The sequence below is a fragment of the Mycobacterium sp. 1081908.1 genome (genome assembly GCF_001673535.1).
Classification (GTDB): domain Bacteria; phylum Actinomycetota; class Actinomycetes; order Mycobacteriales; family Mycobacteriaceae; genus Mycobacterium.
In genome coordinates, this window is sequence record NZ_LZLY01000133.1 from 89,838 (window position 1) to 109,437 (window position 19,600).

7 protein-coding genes are annotated in these 19,600 nt (G+C 71.8%); all 7 read right to left on the minus strand.

Going from position 1 to position 19,600, the window contains the following annotated elements; translation table 11 throughout:
- Positions 1-26: 26 nt before the first annotated feature.
- The 7 genes from A5655_RS22250 to A5655_RS22280 are packed head-to-tail and all read right to left on the minus strand — an operon-like array spanning position 27 to position 19,546.
- Positions 27-242 carry an MbtH family protein gene (locus tag A5655_RS22250; RefSeq protein ID WP_067013804.1) on the minus strand — a complete coding sequence of 72 codons (216 nt, stop codon included), beginning with the start codon at positions 240-242 and terminating at the stop codon, positions 27-29.
- Positions 220-1,518 (minus strand): NADPH-dependent L-lysine N(6)-monooxygenase MbtG, encoded by a 1,299-nt coding sequence (gene mbtG, locus A5655_RS22255; protein WP_067013806.1) that lies wholly within the window; start codon positions 1,516-1,518, stop codon positions 220-222. The genes A5655_RS22250 and mbtG overlap by 23 nt, the downstream gene beginning before the upstream one ends.
- Entirely contained in the window at positions 1,515-5,864 is a 4,350-nt protein-coding gene (locus A5655_RS22260) for a non-ribosomal peptide synthetase (RefSeq protein ID WP_197508769.1), read from the minus strand. Before A5655_RS22260 ends, mbtG begins: the two co-directional genes overlap by 4 nt.
- On the minus strand, positions 5,861-11,044 hold the full coding sequence (locus A5655_RS22265) for a non-ribosomal peptide synthetase (protein ID WP_067013808.1): 5,184 nt from the start codon (positions 11,042-11,044) through the stop codon (positions 5,861-5,863). Before A5655_RS22265 ends, A5655_RS22260 begins: the two co-directional genes overlap by 4 nt.
- Positions 11,037-14,018: a mycobactin polyketide synthase MbtD gene (gene mbtD, locus A5655_RS22270; protein WP_067013810.1), complete on the minus strand. Its 2,982-nt coding sequence runs from the start codon at positions 14,016-14,018 to the stop codon at positions 11,037-11,039. The genes A5655_RS22265 and mbtD overlap by 8 nt, the downstream gene beginning before the upstream one ends.
- A complete protein-coding gene (locus A5655_RS22275; RefSeq protein ID WP_067013812.1) occupies positions 14,008-15,321 on the minus strand; it encodes a polyketide synthase in 1,314 nt (437 codons plus the stop codon). The genes mbtD and A5655_RS22275 overlap by 11 nt, the downstream gene beginning before the upstream one ends.
- Positions 15,311-19,546 carry a non-ribosomal peptide synthetase gene (locus A5655_RS22280; protein ID WP_067013814.1) on the minus strand — a complete coding sequence of 1,412 codons (4,236 nt, stop codon included), beginning with the start codon at positions 19,544-19,546 and terminating at the stop codon, positions 15,311-15,313. Before A5655_RS22280 ends, A5655_RS22275 begins: the two co-directional genes overlap by 11 nt.
- Positions 19,547-19,600: the final 54 nt, after the last annotated feature.

Genomic DNA, 19,600 nt, shown 5'->3' on the forward strand with positions numbered 1-19,600 from the left:
TCACGGTACGGGCACGCTACCGGCGCTCAGTCGCCCGCCATGGCCTCGCGAAGGGTCGTGGGGCGCAGGTCGACCCAGTTTTCTTCGACGTAATCCAGGCACTCCGTCCGGCTCGCTGCGCCGTGTACCGCGCGCCAGCCGGCCGGGATTTCGGCGAACGCGGGCCACAGGCTGTGCTGCTCCTCGCCGTTGATCAGCACGTAGAAGGCGCCGCCGTCGTCATCGAAGGGGTTGGTGCTCATCGCTTCTCCTCGTCGTTCGTCGGGTTCCAGCACCCGCGATAACCCCGGTGCCGCCCAGCACCCGGTCGGACAGCAATCCGAGGCAGCTCAGGTTGGGGAAGCCGGGGCCCTGGGTCAGTCCGGACAGATTGGGCAGGAACAGCTTTGGGGTCACGTCGGAGACGGCCAGGTCGTAGCCGATCGCCTCCTGCAGGCTGTCAGCGGTCAGCGGCCCGCCCAGCCCGAGTTCAAGCAAGTCCAGCGCGTCCTGGCCGAACAGCGAGGTGAACCACAGCGGGTCGGCGCCGGAGCCGTCGATGACCAGATCGAACCCGTGCACGGTCTCGAGGTTCTCGCTGCCCCGGTTGGTGGACAGGGTCAACCGGATCTGCCCGTCCCGGCCCACGGCGTGGGCGACCCGGCCGCGCAGGTGGTGGATGCGGTCGTCGGCCAGCAGTGCCTCCTGCACGTTCGCCGAGAACACGCCGCGGTCGGTGCGCGCCAGCGCGTCGCGGCGCTCGTCCAGGGTCAGGTCGGTCCAGTCGGTGGGGTCGGAGAACAGCGAGTTCTCGAAGAACCCCTCGCCGCGGGTGAACAGCGTCGCCTGCGGGGAGATGACGGTGATGCTGGAAACGCGGTGCCGGAACAGCTCGTTGAGCATCGACGCGGCCGTCTCGCCGCCGCCGATCACCGCCACCCGCGCGGCGCTGATCCGGTCGTCGGCCGCGGCGCGGTCCCAGAACTGGGCGATCGACAGCACACGCGGGTTGCCGGGAAGCAACGACTTCTCGGCCTGGCCGGGTCCGGTGATCATCAGGGCGTCGGCATGCACGGTGGTTTCGTGGGTCTGCAGGGCCCAGCGGTCGCCGCTGACGGCCAGCCGTTCGACCTCGCCGCGCACCACGTTCAGGCCGACCTGGTCGGCGACCCAGCCCAGGTACTGGCTCCATCGGCGATGGGTCGGCGCCGGCCGGCCGCGGTCGATCCATTCGGCGAACGACGCGGTGGCGATCAGATACGAGTGCCAGCTGTAGCGGGTCATCCGCTCGTCGAGTTCGGCGTTGCGCCGCGGCACCAGCGACGAGCGGTACGGGAACCCGACGTCTTTTTCCGGGCTGGTGCCCAGCCGGTGGGCGCCGTCGGTCCATCCGCCGCTGGCCTGCCAGTTGGCCGCCACCCCGATGCGTTCGACCGCGATCACGTCGGGCACCTCGACCCCCATGTCGCGCAGCACCGATGCCTTGGCCGCGACGGCCACCGCCTTGGCTCCGGCGCCCAGGACCGCAAGTGTGCTCATTCCGCCATCTCCCGCAGGGTCTCGGTCCAAAGTGCTTGCAGCTCTGCGATTTCCGCCTCGTCCAGGATGCCCGGCAGCGCCCGCCACTGGGTGGCCAGCACGCGGGCGGCGCCGGTCCCGAGGATGCCCGCCACCACGGTCAGTTCGTGGCGCACCGCTTGTTCGGGCTCGGGCGCCCGGCCGACCTCGGCCATCAGCTCGCGGTCGAGTTCGAGGTCCCCGACGCCGACATGGAGGTTGCCGAGGTAGTTGAGCAGCAGTTGGGGTTCGGGCAGTTCGCGCAGTCGCGTATCGGGCCGCAGGTAACGCAGCAGGCCGTAATCGATGCCGCTGCCGGGGATCCGGGCCAGGTCGGTGGGGCCGTCGGCGTGGATGCGCAACGGGTAGATCGCGCTGAGCAGCCCGACGGTGTCGCCGGTGTCGGTGTCGATCCCAAAATCGGTGCGGCCGTGCGTCTCCAGCGCCAACAACGGCGCCGGGGTGTCCTGACCGCGCCGCCGCCGCCACGCGGTCACCGTGCGCGCGGCCGCGGTGATCAGCAGCTCGCCCATCGGCTGGGCCGCCGAGGGCAGCCGCCCGGTGAGCTCGGTCCCGCAGGCCGAGACGCTGATCGCCAGGTCGCCGGCGCGGTCGGTGCGCGGCCGCAGCCTGCGGGCGCCCAGCGGCGGGTCGTCGCCCTGCAGTTCGGCGGCCCAAAAGGCTTCGGTGCTCAGCGTTTTGGCGCGTTCCGCCAGCAGGCGTGACCACTGCCGGTAGGTGGTGTGCTCGCGGGCCGGCGTGGGCGCGCGTCCCGCGGCCAGGGCGTGCAGGCCGGCATCGAGCTCGCCCAGCACGATGCGCCACGAGGCGGGGTCCATCGCCAGCACGTGGGCCGTCAACACCAGCACGCCCGGCTCGTCCGGTCGGCGCAGCCACACCGCGGACAGCAGCCGACCGGCCTGCGGGTCGAGGCTCTCCAGCGCCGTGAGGACATGCTTGGCGACGTCGTTGGTCGGCTCGCCGCTGACCCATGCCTCGCTGAGGATGTCGACTTCCGGTTGTGCGACAAGCGTCATCGCGTCGCGGTCCAGCCGGCATCGCAACACCTCGTGCGCGTCGATGACCGCGCGCAGCAGCGCCTGTAGACCGTCTCGGGTGATCGTGTCGGGCAGCCTGATGACTTCGGTCTGCGCGAGCCGTCGGGCATCGCCGTGCTCGTAGAGCCAGTGAACGTTGGGCAAAACCGGGATCGGTTCGCCGAACTCGGCCGCGCCGTCCGAGGCCGTGTGCCGGGCGGCGTCGGCGTCGATCGCCGCGGCGAGTTCGCGGATGGTGTCGCACTCCACCATCGACCGGGCGCGCAGCGCGAGGCCGCGACGGCGGGCGGCCTGCACGACCGACAGGGCCGAGATGCTGTCCAGGCCCAGTTCCAGAAAGCCCGCGGTGACGTCGACGACGGCGCCGCCCAAGACGTCGGTGAAGGCCTGGGCCAGGGCCGCCTCGGTCGGCGTATCGGGCGGGACGGCCGGACCATCGGCGATATCGGTTGCCACCAAGGCCTTTTCATCGATCTTGCCGTGCGGGGTCAGCGGCAACTCGTCCAGGACGACGATGTGATGAGGGACCAGGTAGCGCGGCAGCCGCTCGATCAGCATCGAGCGCAGTTCGGCCACGGCCGGCCCGGCGGGCCCGACCGCCACATACGCGGTGAGCCGGGGCCCGTTGGCGTGGTGATGAGCCATCACGTGGGCGCCGCGCACGCCGTCGTGGCCGCAGAGCACCGCCGCGATCTCGCCGGGCTCGACACGGAATCCGCGGATCTTGAGCTGGTCGTCGCTGCGCCCGAGGAACTCCAGGCCGCCGTCGGGCATGCGGCGCACCACATCTCCGGTGCGGTACATCCGGCCGCCGCGGCCGTCCGGCTCGGCGACGAAACGGGTCGCGGTTTCGGCCGCCCGCCCCAGGTAGCCGCGGGTCAGCTGATCGCCCGCCAGGTACAACTGGCCGGCGGCGCCGTCGGGAACCGGCCGCAGCCAGGCGTCCAGGACGTAGGCGCGGGTGGTCCGGGTCGGACGGCCGATGGACGGCCGGGCGTGCTCGCCGATGGCCGCGACGACGGCCTCGACCGTGGTTTCGGTGGGTCCGTAGCAGTTGAATGCGGTCATCGCCGTTCGGGCGCATTCGGTTTGGATGGCGCGCCACGCGGCGACACCGAGCGCCTCGCCGCCGAGCGCGAGAACCGCCAGCGGCACCCGCCGCAGCAGACCCGCGTTGTGCAGCTGGCCGAACATTGACGGCGTGGTATCGATCATGTCCAAATCGAAGCGGTCGATCACGTCGACCAGCGTTTCGGCGTCGCGCTGGTGCTCGTCGTCGACGATGTGCACCGAGTGGCCGTCGAGCAGGGCCGCCAACGGCTGCCACGCCGCGTCGAAGGTGAACGACCAGGCGTGCGCGATGCGCAGCGGCCGCCCGAGTCGCGCGGCGGCCGGCCGAAGGACGCGCTCGATGTGGTCGTCGGCGTACGCCGCAAGCGCCCGGTGCGTACCGATGACGCCCTTCGGTGCTCCGGTGGTGCCCGAGGTGAAGACCGCGTAGGCGGCGTGGTCCGGCGGCACCGCGACCGCCCCGCAATGGGCGCTTTCGGCAACGGAATTCGCGACGAATTCGTCGTCGACGACGATCGGAGCCGACGCCTGGCGCAGGATCTCGGCGATCCGCTCGTCCGGCATGCCGGGGTCCAGCGGCACGATCATGCCGCCGGCTCTGAGGATCGCCAGCATCGCGGCGACGTAGTTCGGGCCGCGGGGCAGCAGGATCGCCACCGGGGTCTCGCCGCCCACGCCGGCCCGCTGCAGCGCGGCCGCCAGCCCGTCGGCAAGCGCGTCGAGCTCGCGGTAGGTCAGGCGCCCGTCGGCCCAGCTCACCGCCGGCGAATCGGGTTGCGCCGCGGCGATTTGGGCGAGCCGGTCGTGCACCGCGACCATCGGCGCGACGGTCTGCGGCGGGCGCGGAACGACCGTTGCGCGCTCGCCGTCGAGCAGGACGTCGATCTCGCGCAGGGGCCGGTCCCACTTGTCCACCAACCGTTGCGCCACCGCGATGAGCCGCCTGCCGAGGTCTTCGGGCGCCATCGCGCCCAGCGCACCGTCGAGCACCTCCACCAGCACCGTGAGCGCGCCGGCGCTCAGGTGGGCGGCGATGGTCACGGGGAAATGCGACACGCTCTCCAGCGCCACCGGCCGGAACGTCGCCCCGTTTGCCACGAATTCGGTGGCGCCCACGACCTCGCCGGGGGGGAAGTTTTCGTACACCAGCAGGGTGTCGAACATCTCACCGACACCGGCGATGGCGCGGAGCTCGGCGTGCCCCAGATAGCTGTGGTCGCGCAGCGCGGCGGATTCACGTTGCAGCGCAAGGCATTGCGCCCCGGTCGCCGCGCGGGGTTTCAGCCGCACCCGCAGCGGCACGGTGTTGATGAACATGCCGACCATCGTCTCGACTCCGGACAATTCGCCGGGCCGGCCGGATACTGTCACGCCGAACGTCACGTCGTCGCGGTCGGTGTAGACCGACACTATTGTCGCCCAGGCCATCTGGACCAGCGTGTTGAGCGTGACGCCGCGGGCGCGCGCGGCGTCGGCCAGCGCGGCGGTGGCCTCGGGGTCGAGGCGCACCGTGGTGCGGCGCGGTACGCCCGCCAGCGGCGGGGTGGCGGTCAGCGCCGGCGAGAGCAGGGTGGGCCCATTTACGCCCTGGAGGTGCTGGGCCCACAAGGCGCGGCTGGCCGCCTGGTCCCGGGCGGCCAGCCACCCGATGTAGTCGCGGTACGGCCGCGGCGGTGGCGGCAGCGCGGCGGCGTCTCCCCCGGCCCGGTACAGGGCAAGCAGTTCGGACACCAGAAGCGGCAGCGACCAGCCGTCGATGACGATGTGGTGCGCGACGATGACCAGATGCCACCGTTGCTCCGGCAATTCGATGAGCAGGAAGCGGATCAGCGGTCCGCGACCCACGTCGAAACGGCTTTGGCGCTCTTCGGCTTCCAGCGCCTCGACCTCGTCGGGCTCGGCGCGCACACACCGCCAGGGCACCTCGGCGCTGCGGGGCACCACCTGGACCGGCCGGCTCAGGTCGCCGTGGACGAAGCTTGCCCGCAGGTTGGGGTGCCGGGTCAGCAGGGCCGCGGCGCACTCGCGCAACAGCGCGACGTCCAGCGCGCCCTCCACGTCGGCGGCCATCGCGATGACGTACGGGTCGGCGCCCGGCTCCTCTTCGGAGGCCAGCGTCGCCATCGAGAAAAGCCCCTGCTGCAGGGGGCTGAGCGCCATCACATCCTCGATGGCCGGCCGCGGGTCGGCTCGGGTCACGACCGATCCCCCCACGACGAGGTCAGGGCCGCCAGCTCCTCGGCGGACAGCCCCGACGCGCTCATCGGTGCGTGGGAGCCGTCGTTCTCGGGTTCGGTTTCGGCCGACGACTTGGCGTCCAGGGCGGCGGCGAGCTCGTGCAGCACGGGATGTTCGAAGATCATCCGCGGGGTCAGCGGCATTCCGGCGTCGCGGGCCCGCGCGGCGACCCGCACCGCGAGGATGCTGTCCCCGCCGAGATTGAAAAATTCGTCGTGCCGCCCGATTTCGTTGGCTTCGAGCATGTCGGCGAGGATCGCCGCGAGCGCGCGCTCGGTGGCGGTGTGGGGCGGTTCGGCGGGATCGGCGACCGCGGCCGCCCGCGCCGGCGCGGGTCGCTCGACGTCGGCCAGCAGCTGCAGTTGTCCGTCCGCGGTCCACACGCCGCGCTCCCCGCTGCGGTAAAGCCTCGAACCCGATTGGACGGCAAAGGGATCGGCGACGAAGCGGGTCGCGGTGAGCGATGCGCGCTCCAGCCGGCCGATGACCGCCGGACCGCCGCCGTAGTAGACGTCGCCCACCACCCCGACGGGGACGGGGTTCAGCCAGGCGTCCAGCAGGTATACCCGCGCCGCGCCGTCGCCCGCGTGGGACCGGGCCAGAATGCGCTGCCTTTCTTGCGCATTGGCGATCTCGACGTCGCGCAGCCGTTGGTCGGGGCGGTCGGCGAACGCCTCGATGACACGGACCAGCCACTCGGCGAACCGTTCCGCGGTACCGCGCCGGTACAGCTCGGGGCGGTAGATGACGTGGCCTCGGTAGCCGTCGTCGGACGCGAAGAAGTTGACCGACATGTCGGCGTGCGCCACGTCGAAGGCCGGCTCCAGCGCGGTGAACGTGGTGTCGCCGTCCGGCCCGCTGTCGATGACGCGGTCTTGTGGCAACTGTTCGCGAACGTGCACGACGACGTCGAACAGCGGGTTGCGTGACAGCGACCGGGCGGGGCTGACCGCGTCGACCACCTGGTCGAACGGCAGGTCCTGGTGTGCGTACGCGGCCAGCGCCATGTCCCTGGTCCGCGTCAGCAACTCGCGCAGTGTGGGGTTGCCGCGCAAGTCATTTCGCAGCACCAAGATGTTGATGAAAAACCCGATCAGGCGATCCAAATCGGATTCGTTGCGCCCGGCGACCGGGGTGCCGAGGGGGACGTCCGGGCCGCCGCCGGCCTTGTGCAGCACCACCGCGACGGCGGCCTGCAGCAGCATGAACTCGGTGATGCCGAGCTCGCGGGCCAGCGTGGCCAGCTTGGTGCGGGTCGGCGCCCCGAATCCGAACTCGACGGCGTCGCCGGCGCCGGTGAGGGCCGCCGGCCGCGGGAAGTCCGGGCGCAGGCCGTTTTCGGTTGGTAGCCCCTCGAGCTGGCGGGTCCAGTAGTCGCGCTGCGGTCCGGCGATGCCGGCGCTGTCGTCCAGCAGCGCCGCCTGCCACGCGGCGTAGTCGGCGTATTGCAATGGCAGCGGTTCCCATTCGGGAGGTTGGCCGCCGCTGCGGGCCCGGTAGGCGGTGAGCAGGTCGGTGAACAGCACTCCGGCGGACCAGTGATCGCCGGCGATGTGGTGCGTGACAACGGACAAGACGTTGCGGTCCGGCGTGCTCAGCACTGCCGCCCGGATCGGCGGGTCGGTCTCCAGGTCGAAAACGTGGCGCCGCTCGGTGTCGAGTGCGGCACGAAGCCAGTCCTCGTCGGGCCCGGCGGCGCGCCGCACCGGAACCTCGCCGGGCGGGTGGACGATCTGGTGCGGGACGCCGTCGATCTCGCGGTAGGTGGTGCGCAAGATCTCGTGCCGCGCCGCGACGTCGGTGACGGCCGCCGCCAGGGCGTCGGTGTCGCAGGGGCCTCGCAACGCCGCGGCGAACGGAATGTTGTTGACGGCGTTGGGCCCGTCGAAGCGATAGGTGAACCAGCTGCGCAGCTGCGACGACGAGAGGCGCGCCGGTCCGCCGTGGTTCAGCGCGATCAGCCGGGGCCGCGCCGAGGCCCGATCGGTGGCGTCGATGTGCGCGGCGAGCCGCGCCACCGTCGCCAGTTCGAAAACCTCGCGCACGCCGATGTCGACGCCGAACGCGTTGCGCACCGCCGCCACCAACTTCGTGGCGAGCAGCGAGTGGCCGCCCAGGTCGAAGAACGAGTCGTCGGCGCCGACCCGGTCGCGGTCGAGCAGCTCGGCGAACAGTTCGGCGACGCGCCGCTCGGTGGCCGATGCCGGTTCGCGGAACTCCGCGCCGGAACTCACCTCCGGGATCGGCAGCGCGGCCCGGTCGATCTTGCCGTGCGCGGTGATCGGAATCTCTTCGAGCACAACGTATGCCGCCGGCACCATGTACTCGGGCAACGCCGCGGCGACGCGGGCCCGGATGCGGTCGGTGTCCACCTCGGACACTCCCGCAGCGGGCGTCACGTAGCCGACCAGGCTCTTGCCCAGCCCGGGCAGGTCGCTGACCACCACGACCGCCTGTCCGACCGTCGGATCGACCGAGACGGCCGCGGCGACATCACCCAGTTCGATCCGGAAACCGCGGATTTTGACCTGCTCGTCGGCACGACCCACGAACTCGACGTCGCCGTCCGCGTTGCGGCGCGCTAGGTCCCCGGTTCGGTACATCCGGGCGCCGGGATTGAACGGGTCGGCGACGAATCGCTCCGCGGTCAGTCGGGCACGGCGATGGTATCCATGCGCCAGATGCGTTCCGCCGAGGTAGATCTCGCCGATCACGCCGACCGGGACGGGTCGCAGCGAATCGTCGAGCAGGTGCATGGTGGTGTTGATCTTGGGCCGGCCGATGGGCACGATGCGGGTGCCCTGTGGGCCCTGGACCTTGAACCGGCTGGCGTTGATCACGGTTTCGGTCGGACCGTAGAAGTTGTGCAGCAGCGCGTCGAACGTGGCGTGGAACTTGTCCGCCACCTCACCGGGCAGCGGTTCGCCGCCGATGGGCACCCGCTGCAATGTCCGCCACTGGTTGACGCCCGGCAGCGACAGGAACAAGCCGAGCAGCGAGGGCACGAAATGCATTGCCGTGATTCCCTCGTCGCGCAACAGGGCGGTGAGGTAGCCGATGTCGTTGAGTCCCCCGGGGCGCGGGATCACCATTCGCGCCCCGCAGGCCAGCATGCCGAAGATCTCGGCGATCGACACGTCGAAGCTCGGGGAGGCGACCTGCAGCAGCCGGTCGGTGTGGTCCACAGCGTACTCGCCCTGGAACCAGACGAAGTATTCGGCGACCGGACGGTGCGGCACCGCAACGCCTTTGGGCAGTCCGGTGGTGCCCGACGTGTAGATCAGGTACGCGGTGTTATCCGGCCGCAGCGGCCGCACCCGGTCCGCGTCGGTGGGGTCCTCGGCGCGGTACGCGGCCAGATCGGCCACCGGCTCGCGCAGCACCAGCTTCGCGTCGCAATCGTCGAGGATGAACCGCAGCCGGTCCGGGGGGTAGGTGGGGTCCACGGGCACGTACACCGCACCGGACTTGGCGATGCCGACCGCGGTGACGACCAGGTCGGGCGACTTGTCCAGCAGCACGGCGACGCGGTCTTCGCTGCCTATCCCCTGTTCGATCAGCCAGTGCGCCAACCGGTTTGCCGCCTCGTTGACGTCGCGGTAGCTGAGCCGGCGGCCTTCGTACACGAGGGCGACGGCGTCCGGGGTCCGCGCGGCCTGCTCGGACACCAGCTCGGCGAGGGTTTTGGGGGCGGTCTCGAACGCCTCGCCGTGCGACACCTCCCGCAGCCAGGCCGCGTCGGCCTCGTCCAACAGCGTCAGCCCGGCCAGCGGCATGTCCGGTTCGGCCAGCGCGTCGTCCAGCAGCACGGCGAAGTGATGCAGCATCTGGCTCACCAGCGCGGGTTCGAGGATCTCCAGCAGGTGTTCGGCCTCGACCAGCACACCGGTGCTCTCGAATTCGACCATGAAACCCAGCGGCAGCTGGGTGAGGTTGCTGCGCAGGCCGTAGCGCTCGCACTCGACGCCGGGTGGGCTAAACCCGCCGCCGTCCGGCTCGCGGAACCCGAAGCTGACCCGGGTCATCCGTTCCGCGCCGTGGCGGCGATCGGGGTTCAGTTCGCGCACGGCGCGGTCGAGGCCGACGCGTTGGTGCGCGAACGCCCCGGTGGCGGTGTCGCGCGTCGCCTTCAGCAGCTCGCGGAAGCTCATCGTCGGCCGCGGTCGCAGCCGCATCGCCACGGTGTTGCCGAAATATCCGATGGTGTCGTCGGTTCCGGCGCCGCGATTGAGCACCGGTGCGGCCACGAGGAAGTCGTCGCTGTGGGTATAGCGATGCATGAGGGCGCCGAAGGCGGCAAGCAGCACCATGTATGGGGTGCAGCCGGTGTCGCGCGCCATCGCGATCACCCGTTGCGCGGTGTCGCCGGACAGCCGTACCTCGCTGCGGGCGGCCCGCCAGTTGGTCGGCATGGTCGTCCCGGCCGGCCCGGGCAGCTCCAGCGGTTCCGGCGGGTCGGCCATGACGGCGCGCCAGTAGTCGAGATCGGCGTCGGTGGTGTCGGGTGCGGGCGGCACCGGGGTGTGGCGGTAGGGCGCCAGCTCGGCGCCCTCGTACGCGTTGGTGAGGTCGGCGAAGAACACCCGCCAGGAGCCGTCGTCCCAGGCGATGTGGTGGGCCACCAACAGCACCACGTGCTCGTCGGGTGCGGTGCGTACGGCGGTGATCCGCAGCGGCGCGTCGGTGGAAAGGTCGAAGGGCGTGGAGAATTCGCGCTGGGCCAGCACCTCGAGCCGCAGCCGGCGGGCGTGTTCGGGCAGCTCGGTCAGGTCGTGCTGTGCCCAGCCGGGGCGGAGGTCTTCGTGCACCGTCGGCCGGGGCGTGCCGTCGTCGCCGACGGCGTAGGTGGTGCGCAGGATCGGATGCCGACGGCCGACCGCGTCGACGGCGTCGCGCAGCCGCGCGAGATCGATGTCGCCGGTGATCCGATAGGACACGCAGACGTTGAGCAGTGCGCCGCTGGGGTCGGCCAGGTGCACGAACCACATCCGGGCCTGACCGTCGGAGAGCCGGTCGTCGGCGGGCGGCGGCTCGTCAGGACCCTCGGTGCCGGACGAGAGGCCGCGGTCGGCGAGCCTGCGACGAAGCAGTTCCAGGCGGGCCGCATCGAGCCGGGCGCCGGTGTCGGCGATGTCAGTCACGCGAAACGTCCACCTTCTGTGCTGTGTCGGAGCGCACGTCGGCGCCCTCGAGTTGTTCGACAAGTTCGGCGCCGGTGATGTCGCCCATCAGCGTCGCCAGGGGCACCGTCCGGCCGATAATCCGTTTGAGGCGCTTGCGCAGGTCCAGCGCCAGCATCGAATCGACGCCCAGATCGAAAAGCGATTCCCCGAGCTGCAATTCGCTCGGCCGCTCGATCCCGAGCACGGCCGCCAATTGGCCGCGCACCGCATCGACGACCGGCAGCGCCGTGGCGTTGTCGCGGTGTTCGGACCGCCTGGCGTCCAGGAAGATTCGCAGCCGGGCCGCGTCGGCCGAGAACACCAGCGGGTCGTCTGGCCAGTCGCGCAGGCTCGCCTCTATCGCGTCGCGCGGCGACATCGGGCGCAGACCGGAGCGCTCGATGTTTTCCAGCTCGGCCGCATCCACGATGCCCCGGCCCGATTCGCTGTCGCGCGGCGGTTGCCACAGGCCCCATCTCACCGCCACGCAGTGTCGGCCCGCGGCGCGCAGCTCGGCGGCCATCACGTCCAGCAGGCGGTTGGCCGCCGAGTAGGCGGCGTGCCCCCGTCCGCCCCACAGCCCGGATACCGACGAGCACAACAGCGTTCGCGCGCCGGGGCGGACCGGCCACAGTTCGATAAGGTGGGCCAGGCCGCCGACCTTGGCGGCGAACGCGCCGGCGAGGGTGGCCTCCGTCAGGCCTGCAGCGCCGCCGAAGCCGGCGCTGCCCGCCGCATGCACGATCAACGACGCGCCGTCGATGCCGTATTTCGCTGCGGTGAGCGCCAATTGGGCCGGGTCGGTGATGTCGCACGGCGCGGACACCAGCTCGGTCCCGTATCGGGTCGCCCACGCCTTCAGCAGCCCGGGATCCGCGGAGCGGCGGCTCAGGAGGACGATGCGCCGCGCGCCGCGCTCGGCGAGATGGCGGGCGTAGTGCAGGCCGATGGCGCCGGCACCGCCGGTGATGACGACGTCGTCGAGGACGCTGGAGTCAAGTGGCCATTGCGCGGCGGCGGGTGCGTCGCGGAACGAGCGCTCGAACAACGCCTGCCCCCGCAGCGCGACGTCGCCGGCGCCGGACAGCACCGCGTCGACGGCGGCGGGCGTCAGCTCCCACGACGGCAGGTCCAGGTGGGTGAAAGTCAGTTCCGGGTGGTCGAATCCGGCACTGCGGTGCATCGCGGCCAGCGCCGCATGGGCGGCCGACGGGGACGCGTCGTGCGGGCCGACGCGATCGGCGGCGACGGTGACCAGGCAGACCGTGTGGCAGCGGGGCCCCAATGCGTTCGCGTAGTCGAGCAGGCCGGCCCCGGCCAGGCCCGCGAGGGCCTCGGCGGCCCGGTGGGCGCCTGCGGCGTCGACGACCGGCGCGATCACCGCGACGATCTCCGCGTCCCGCGGCGGGCTGAGGTCGGCGGCGGGATGGGCCTCGATCGCCGCGCGCAGCGGCCCAGCCAGCGGGGTTTCGGCCCCGATCCCGATCACCGCGACCGGCGCCGGCGGGCCCGCGGCCGGCGCGGGCGGTGCCGCCCGCTCCCAGTGCTCCAGCACGATTTCGGGCCCCGGGGCCGGTCCGCCTACGGCAGGCAGCGGCGCGGGGTGGGCCCACATCGGGATTGCGCGCATCGGCGCGTTCGGGAATCCTGGCAGGCCAACCTCGCCGGGGGCCGGACCGTCCAGGTAGTCGGACCAGGGGTAGCCCGGGTCGGCCACCGCCGCGGTGACGATGTTCGCCGACAGCGCCTCGATCACCGGCTCGTCGCGGTGAGCCGAGCCGACCAGCACCGCCGGGCCGTCGGGCAGGTCGGTCTCGAAGACCTGGCCGATCGTGAACAACAGCGCCGGGTGGGCCGAGAGCTCGATGAACGACCCAGCGCCGCAACGGATTGCCGACGCGAACGCGCGGTCCAGTCGAACCGTGTCGCGCAGGTTTGCATACCAGTAGTCGCCGAAGGGCTCGTCGGGTGCCACGACGTCGCCGGTGGCGCCGCCGATGAATTGCACGGGGGCCTCGGTGAATTCGGAGGCGGGCAGCCGCGCAGCGAATTCGTCGCGGAGCGGCTCGAGCACGCTGGCGTGCCCGGGGAAGCCCGCGGTGATCTCGCGGGCGAACTGACCGGCGGAGCGAACCTTGTCCGCGATCGCCAGCACCGCTTCGCGTTCGCCCGACACCGCCACGGTGGAGGCGGAGTGCACCACCGAGAGCTCCACCCAGCCGTCCGCCGCCGCGATCAGCGCCCCGGCCGCCTCGGCGCCGACGCCCAGCGTGGCCATCGCGTAGCGATCCGGAAGGCGCTCCACCACGCCGGCCCGGGCCGAGACGATAGCCACGGCGTCCTGCAGGGTGATGACGCCGGCGATGAGGGCCGCGGCGACCTCGCCGAGGCTCTGGCCGACGGTGAGATCGGGAAGGACGCCGCACGACCGCCAAACCTGTGCCAGCGCGAAAGCGTGGACGAATTGCGCGCCCTGCACCTCGATTTCGGAGAAGGCCTGCGCGTCGGCTTCGACCGTCAGGTAGCGCAACGGCGACGCGTGGCCGGCGGCCTCGAACGCCGCGACGCACTCGGCGGCCGCCGCCCGATAGGCCGGAAGCGCCCGGTACGCGGCGGCGCCCATGCCCGCCCAATGGACACCCTGACCGGGAACCACGAAGGCCTGCCGCGGGGCCGACTCCAACGCCGACCGGGCGACCAGCGGATGCTCGCGCCCCGCCGCCAGCGCGCGCAGCCCGCCGATCAGCTCAGGGCGGTCCGCGGCGCGCAGCGCCGCACGGTGCCGGCGCACCCGTCGGGTCCCGCCCAGCTGACGGGCCACCTGGGCCACGGTCGTTTCCGGACGGCGCTCGAGGTAGTCGGCGATCGCGCCGGCGTCCGCGGCAACGAGTTCGTCGGCGTGCGCGCTGAGCAGCACCGGGACGCGACCGTCGGGCAGTCGTTTAAGGGGCATCCGGCGACCCGTTGTCCGGCATCGAGACGATCACATGGGTATTGGTGCCGCTCATCCCGAACGCGGATACCGCCGCGGTTCGCCACCCATTGACGGCGCGCCACGGCGTCAGTTTGTCGGCCAACCGCAAACCCTGACTCTCCCAGTCGATTTCGCGACTGGGCTCGTCGACGTGCAGGGTCGGGGCCACGGCGGCGTGTTCGGCGGACAGGATCACCTTGGCGAGGCCCAGCCCGCCGGCGGCGGCCTGGGCATGACCGATGTTGGACTTGACCGAGCCCAAGAACGGTCCCCGCCCGGGCGGCGCGGTCCCGTAACTGGCCGCCAACGCGCACAGTTCCGTCCGGTCACCGAGCCGGGTTCCGGTGGCGTGCCCCTCGACCATCCCGACGTCGGCGGGCTCGACCCCGGCCTGCGCGATCGCGCGCCGAAACAGCCGCAGTTGCGCGTCACCGCTGGGCGCCATCAGCCCGTTGCTGCGCCCGTCGGAGTTCAGGCAGCTGGCGCGCACCTCGGCGAGGATGCGGCGCCCGTCGGCCACCGCGCGGGACCGGCGCTGAAGCACGAACATGGCCGCCCCCTCCGCCCAGACGGTTCCGCTGGCGAGCGCGCTGTACGGTCGGCAACGGCCGTCATCGGACAGCGCGTGTTTCGAGGAGAACTCGACGAAATAGCCCGGGGTGCCCATCACACACACGGCGCCGGCGAGCGCAAGGTCGCAATCGCCGGCCCGGATCGCCTGCACCGCCGTGTGAAACGCCGCGAGCGCCGACGAGCAGGCGGTGTCTATGGTCAGCGCCGGCCCGGCCAGGTCGAGCGTGTAGGCGATGCGCCCCGAGATCACCCCCAGCGACGTCCCGGTGATCAAATGCCCACTGTGGTCGGAGAATTCGGAAAGGGCGGGGCCGTATTCCAACGTGGAGGCGCCGACATAACAGCCGACATCGTGACCGGCCAGGTCGTCGGGGTTGATGCCGCTGTTCTCCACGCTCCGCCACGCGACGCGCAGCCCGACCCGCTGCTGCGGGTCCATGGCCGTCGCTTCCCGTCGTGAGATCCCGAAGAACTCCGGGTCGAATGTCGTTGCGCTGGCGAGGAATCCCCCAAGGTCGTGGATGGGTTTGAAGCCGTCCCGCCGGGACCCGTCGAACAGCTCGCGGAGCGCCCAGCCCCGATCGGTGGGGAACGGGCCCAGCGCCTCCCGCTGTTCGGACAGCAACGCCCAGAAATCGTCGGCGGTTTCCACCCCGCCGGGCGCCTCGAGCGCGAACCCGACGATGACGACCGGGTCGCTATCGGACATCGGCGCTCACCATCCGGGCCACCGCGTCGAGGTGATCGGCGAGGTAGAAGTGGCCGCCCTCGAATTCCGTCACCGTGAATCGGCCGGATGTGTGGGTTTCCCAGTGGGCCAGGGTGTCCCGGCTGATCCGGTGGTCGCGATCGCCACCGACCGCGTGGATGTCGGCGGCGATGCGCACGTCCGGGCCGCACGAGTAGGCGTTCAGGGCGCGGTAGTCGGCCTGCACCGCCTGCACCAGGAGCTCGACGAATTCTTCGTCGCCCAGCAGCTCCGGATCGGTGCCGCCGAGATCGATCATGTCCGCCAGCACCCCGCTGTCGCTGGTCGGCAGCGGCCCGTACGCTTCCACCGTCGACGGGGCCTGCCCGGCGGAGGCCCACAGGACGCGCACCGGCACTCCGTTGCGTTCGGCGATCCGGGCGAACTCGAACGCGACCACGGCCCCCATGCAGTGGCCGAACAGGGTCAGCGGAGCCGCCGAGTTCCAGTCGCCGGCCTCGAACAACTCCAGCGCCAGCGCATCGATGCTCTCGGCCGCCGGATGCTTCCGCCGGTCGGCGCGCTGCGGGTACTGCACCACGAATGCGTCGACATCGTTGGCCGACAACGCCTTAGCCAGCGACCGGTACGCCGCGGCGGCGCCGCCGGCGTGCGGGAAGACGACCACCGACCCGCGCGCGGTGCCGGTGGTGAACCGCTTGACCCAGGGCTTGAACTCCCGTCGCGCCGGCGCGGGCGCGGAGTCGAGCGCCGACAACACGTCGACGCTCGACATGTCCGCGATCTCCAGGTACACCTCGGCCACCTGCTCGAGCCGGCCGCCGTTGGCCTCCCGGCCGGTCAGCAGCTGGGCGAGCGTTGCGACGGTGCGGGCGGCGAAGACGTCGGCGACCATCACGCTCGGCGAGTCGAGCCACTGGCGGATGCCGACGACGGCCTGCGTCGCCAGCACGGAATCGCCACCGAGGGAGAAGAAGTCGTCGTGCACGCCCACCGCATCGGCGTCACGGTCGAGCAAGTCCGCGATGATGTGGCGCAGCGCCCGTTCCAGTCGCGTCCGCGGGGCCTGGTAGGGCGCGGACGCGTCGCCGGCGTCGACCGCCGCGGCCAGCTGGCGGCCGACCGCGCGCCGGTCGATTTTGCCGCCGTCGGTGAACGGGATGCGGTCGGTCAGCGATACGTGCTGCGGAACCATGTGCGCGGGAACGAGATCGGCCAGAAGCTCGCGGATCCGCTGTGCGGTCAGCGCGGCGTCGTCGAGACGGACGGCCGCGGCCAGCACGTCGGTGCCGCCGGAGCCGGGCACCAGGGCGGCCACGGCCGCGCGCACACCGGGAACCCGGCGCAGCGCGGCCTCGATCTCGCCGAGTTCGACGCGATACCCGCTGACCTTGATCCGGTGGTCGGCGCGGCCGACGAACTCGAGGGTGCCGTCCGGCCAGTAGCGCGCCAGATCGCCGGTGCGATACCAGGTTCGGCCGTCGTGGACGACGAAGCGCTCGGCGGTCAGCTCGGGACGCCCGCGATAACCCCGGGCGATGCCGCGTCCGGACACCCACAGCTCACCGGGCACCCAGTCGGGGCAGTCGGCGCCGGTGTCGCCGACGACGCGGCAGGCGATGTTGGGAAACGGCTTGCCGTAGGGCACCGCGGTCCAGTCGTCGGGCATGTCGGCGTCGACCTCGAAAATGGTTGCGTGGACCGCCGTCTCGGTGGCGCCGCCCAGCCCGGCGAAGCGCACGCGCGGCGCCCGCGCCTGCAGCCGTCGGGCCAGGCCGGGGCGCACCCAGTCGCCGCCGGTGGCGACGACCCGCAGCGACGACAGGCGCCCCGCCTCGACCTCGGCCAGCATCTCCAGCCAGCCGGGCAGGAAGTTGAGCACCGTGACCTGGTGGGCGTCGATGAGCCGGGCCCACGCATCGGGATCGCGTCGCTGCGCCTCGTCGACCACAACGATCGCGCCGCCGGCCCGCAGGGTGGCGAAGATGTCGAGCACCGACAGGTCGCATTCCAGCGTCGAGAGAAGCAGGCACCGATCCGCCGCGCCGATATCGAAGTGGCGGGTCAGGAATTCGACCGTGTTCATGGCGCCGTCGTGGGTCAGCTCGACGCCCTTGGGCTCCCCGGTCGAGCCCGACGTGAACAACACGTAGGCGAGCTCGGCGGGATCCGTTCTGGCAACCGCGAAGTCGGCAATCGCGGGCGCCGCGCCCAGCACGTCCGCGATCACCAGCGCCGGCACCGGCACCGGCAGCGGCCGCCCGCCGCACACCAAAGCCAGCCGCACGCCACCGGTCTGCAGGATGCGCTCGGCGCGGTCGCGTGGTTGGTCGACGCCGATCGGCAGGTAGACACCGCCGGCGGCCAGGATGCCCAGCAGCGCCGGCAGCTGTTCGGCGGTCTTCGGACCCATCACCGCGACGGTGTCGCCGGCGCCGATCCCGGCCGCCCGCAACGCCGCGGCCAGCGCCAGCGCCTGCTCGCGCAGCTGCGCGTAGGTGAGTTCACCGGAGCTCGCGAACACGGCGGGCGCGTCGGGTTGTTGCTCGGCCCGCCGAAAGAACCCGTCGTGCAGGGCTTCCCCGCTCGGCGCGGCGCTGCGGCCGTTGACCGCCTCGCGCACCGCGCGTTGCCCGTCCGGCAGCGCGGCCGGCGCGGCCACGTTCCAGGCGTCGTCGCTGGACGCCAACCGCAGCAGTTCGTCGATGTGGTGGGCGAACATCGCGTCGATGACGCCCGGCGCGAAGACACCGTCGCGCACGTCCCAGTTCACCAGCACCCCGCCGTCGAACTCGGTGACCTGCGCATCGAGCAGCACCTGCGGGCCCTGGGAGATGATCCAGGCGGGTGCGCCGAATTGCGTTGTGACGTCGGCGCTGAACAGTTCCCCGAGGCCCAGCGCGCTGGTGAAGACCACCGGCGCCAGGACCTGGGTGCCGCGGTGCCGGCTGAGATCGCGCAGCACCGACAGCCCGGGATAGGAGGAATGCGCCGCGGCGTCCCGCATCGCGTCCTGCACCGCGCGGGCCCGCGCCGCCGGGGTGTCGGCACCCGCCAGGTCGACATCGAGCAGCAGCGACGAGGTGAAGTCGCCGACCAACTTCTCGACGTCGGCGTGCAGGGCCTGGCGCCCGAACAGGGGCACATTCAGCAGGAACCGCGGCGAGGACCAGCGGGCCAGCGCGTCGGCGAAGGCCGCGGCCAGCGTCATCGCCGGGGTGATGCCCCGGGCGCGGGCCCGGGCGAACAGCGCGTCGCGGGTCGCCGGGTCCAGCCAGTGCCAGCGTCGGGTGCTGGTGTGCGAGTCGCGCCCGCCGGTCGACGGCGGCGCCGGCGGGTCCGGCAGGCGGGGGATGCGCTCGGCCCACCAATCCCGGTCGGCGTCGCGCTGCGGCTGGGGTTGCGCCTCCTCGCGCGCGACGGCCAGGCGGTATTCGCGGTAGCTGTAACCCAATTCGGGCAGCTCCCGGCCGAGATAGAGGGCGGCCAGGTCGGCCATCAGGGTGCGATAGCTCATCGCGTCGGCGGCCTGCATGTCCAGATCGACATGCAGCCGGGAACGCCCGTCGGGCAGCAGCGTCAACGCGAGCTCGAACACCGCGCCGTCGAGCTGTTGGTGCGATTTGGCCTCGCGGAGGGCCGCCAGCCGCGGCTCGACCAGGTCCCGACGGTCGCGCAGGTCCTCCACCGTGACGGGGAAATCCCCGCATTCGTCGGCCGGAGCGATGCGTTGCGTGCCGTCGGGCAGGAACCGCACCCGCAGCATCGGGTGGCGCAGCGCCAGCAGGTTGGCCGCCGCGCGCAGGCGGTCCGGGTCGATCGGGCCGCCGTCGAACTCGACGTACAGGTGCCCGGCCACGCCCCCGAACTGCTGGTTGTCCTGGCGGCCGACCCACATCGCGTGTTGCATCGGAGCCAGCGGAAAGGGCTCGCCCGCCCCGGACGGCTCGGCGTCGACGGCCGGCCCCGGGTCTTCGGCGCCCGGTTGCGCCGGGCTCGCCGCCACCAGCTCGGACCAGGCCTCGATCGTCGGCGCCGCGGCCAGGGCGGCGAAATCGACGGCGATGCCCTGGCGGCGCCAGCGACCGGCGAGCGTCATCATCCGGATGGAGTCCAGGCCCTGGCCGATGAGGTTGCTAGCCGGGTGAATCGCGTCGGCACCCACGCCGAGCAGCTCGGCGACCTCCGCGCGGATGTCCTCCGAGCACGCCGGGGCATGCACCACGAAATCCTCCCTGAATTAGCAAAGGCTGCCCTAAGTTGTTTCGTTACCCTATCC

What these genes read in the sequence shown, in the direction of transcription:
- A5655_RS22250 (WP_067013804.1), bottom strand. Translation starts at nt 242, where the DNA reads ATGAGCACCAACCCCTTCGATGACGACGGCGGCGCCTTCTACGTGCTG.
- mbtG (WP_067013806.1), bottom strand. Translation starts at nt 1,518, where the DNA reads ATGAGCACACTTGCGGTCCTGGGCGCCGGAGCCAAGGCGGTGGCCGTC.
- mbtD (WP_067013810.1), bottom strand. Translation starts at nt 14,018, where the DNA reads ATGCCCCTTAAACGACTGCCCGACGGTCGCGTCCCGGTGCTGCTCAGC.
- A5655_RS22275 (WP_067013812.1), bottom strand. Translation starts at nt 15,321, where the DNA reads ATGTCCGATAGCGACCCGGTCGTCATCGTCGGGTTCGCGCTCGAGGCG.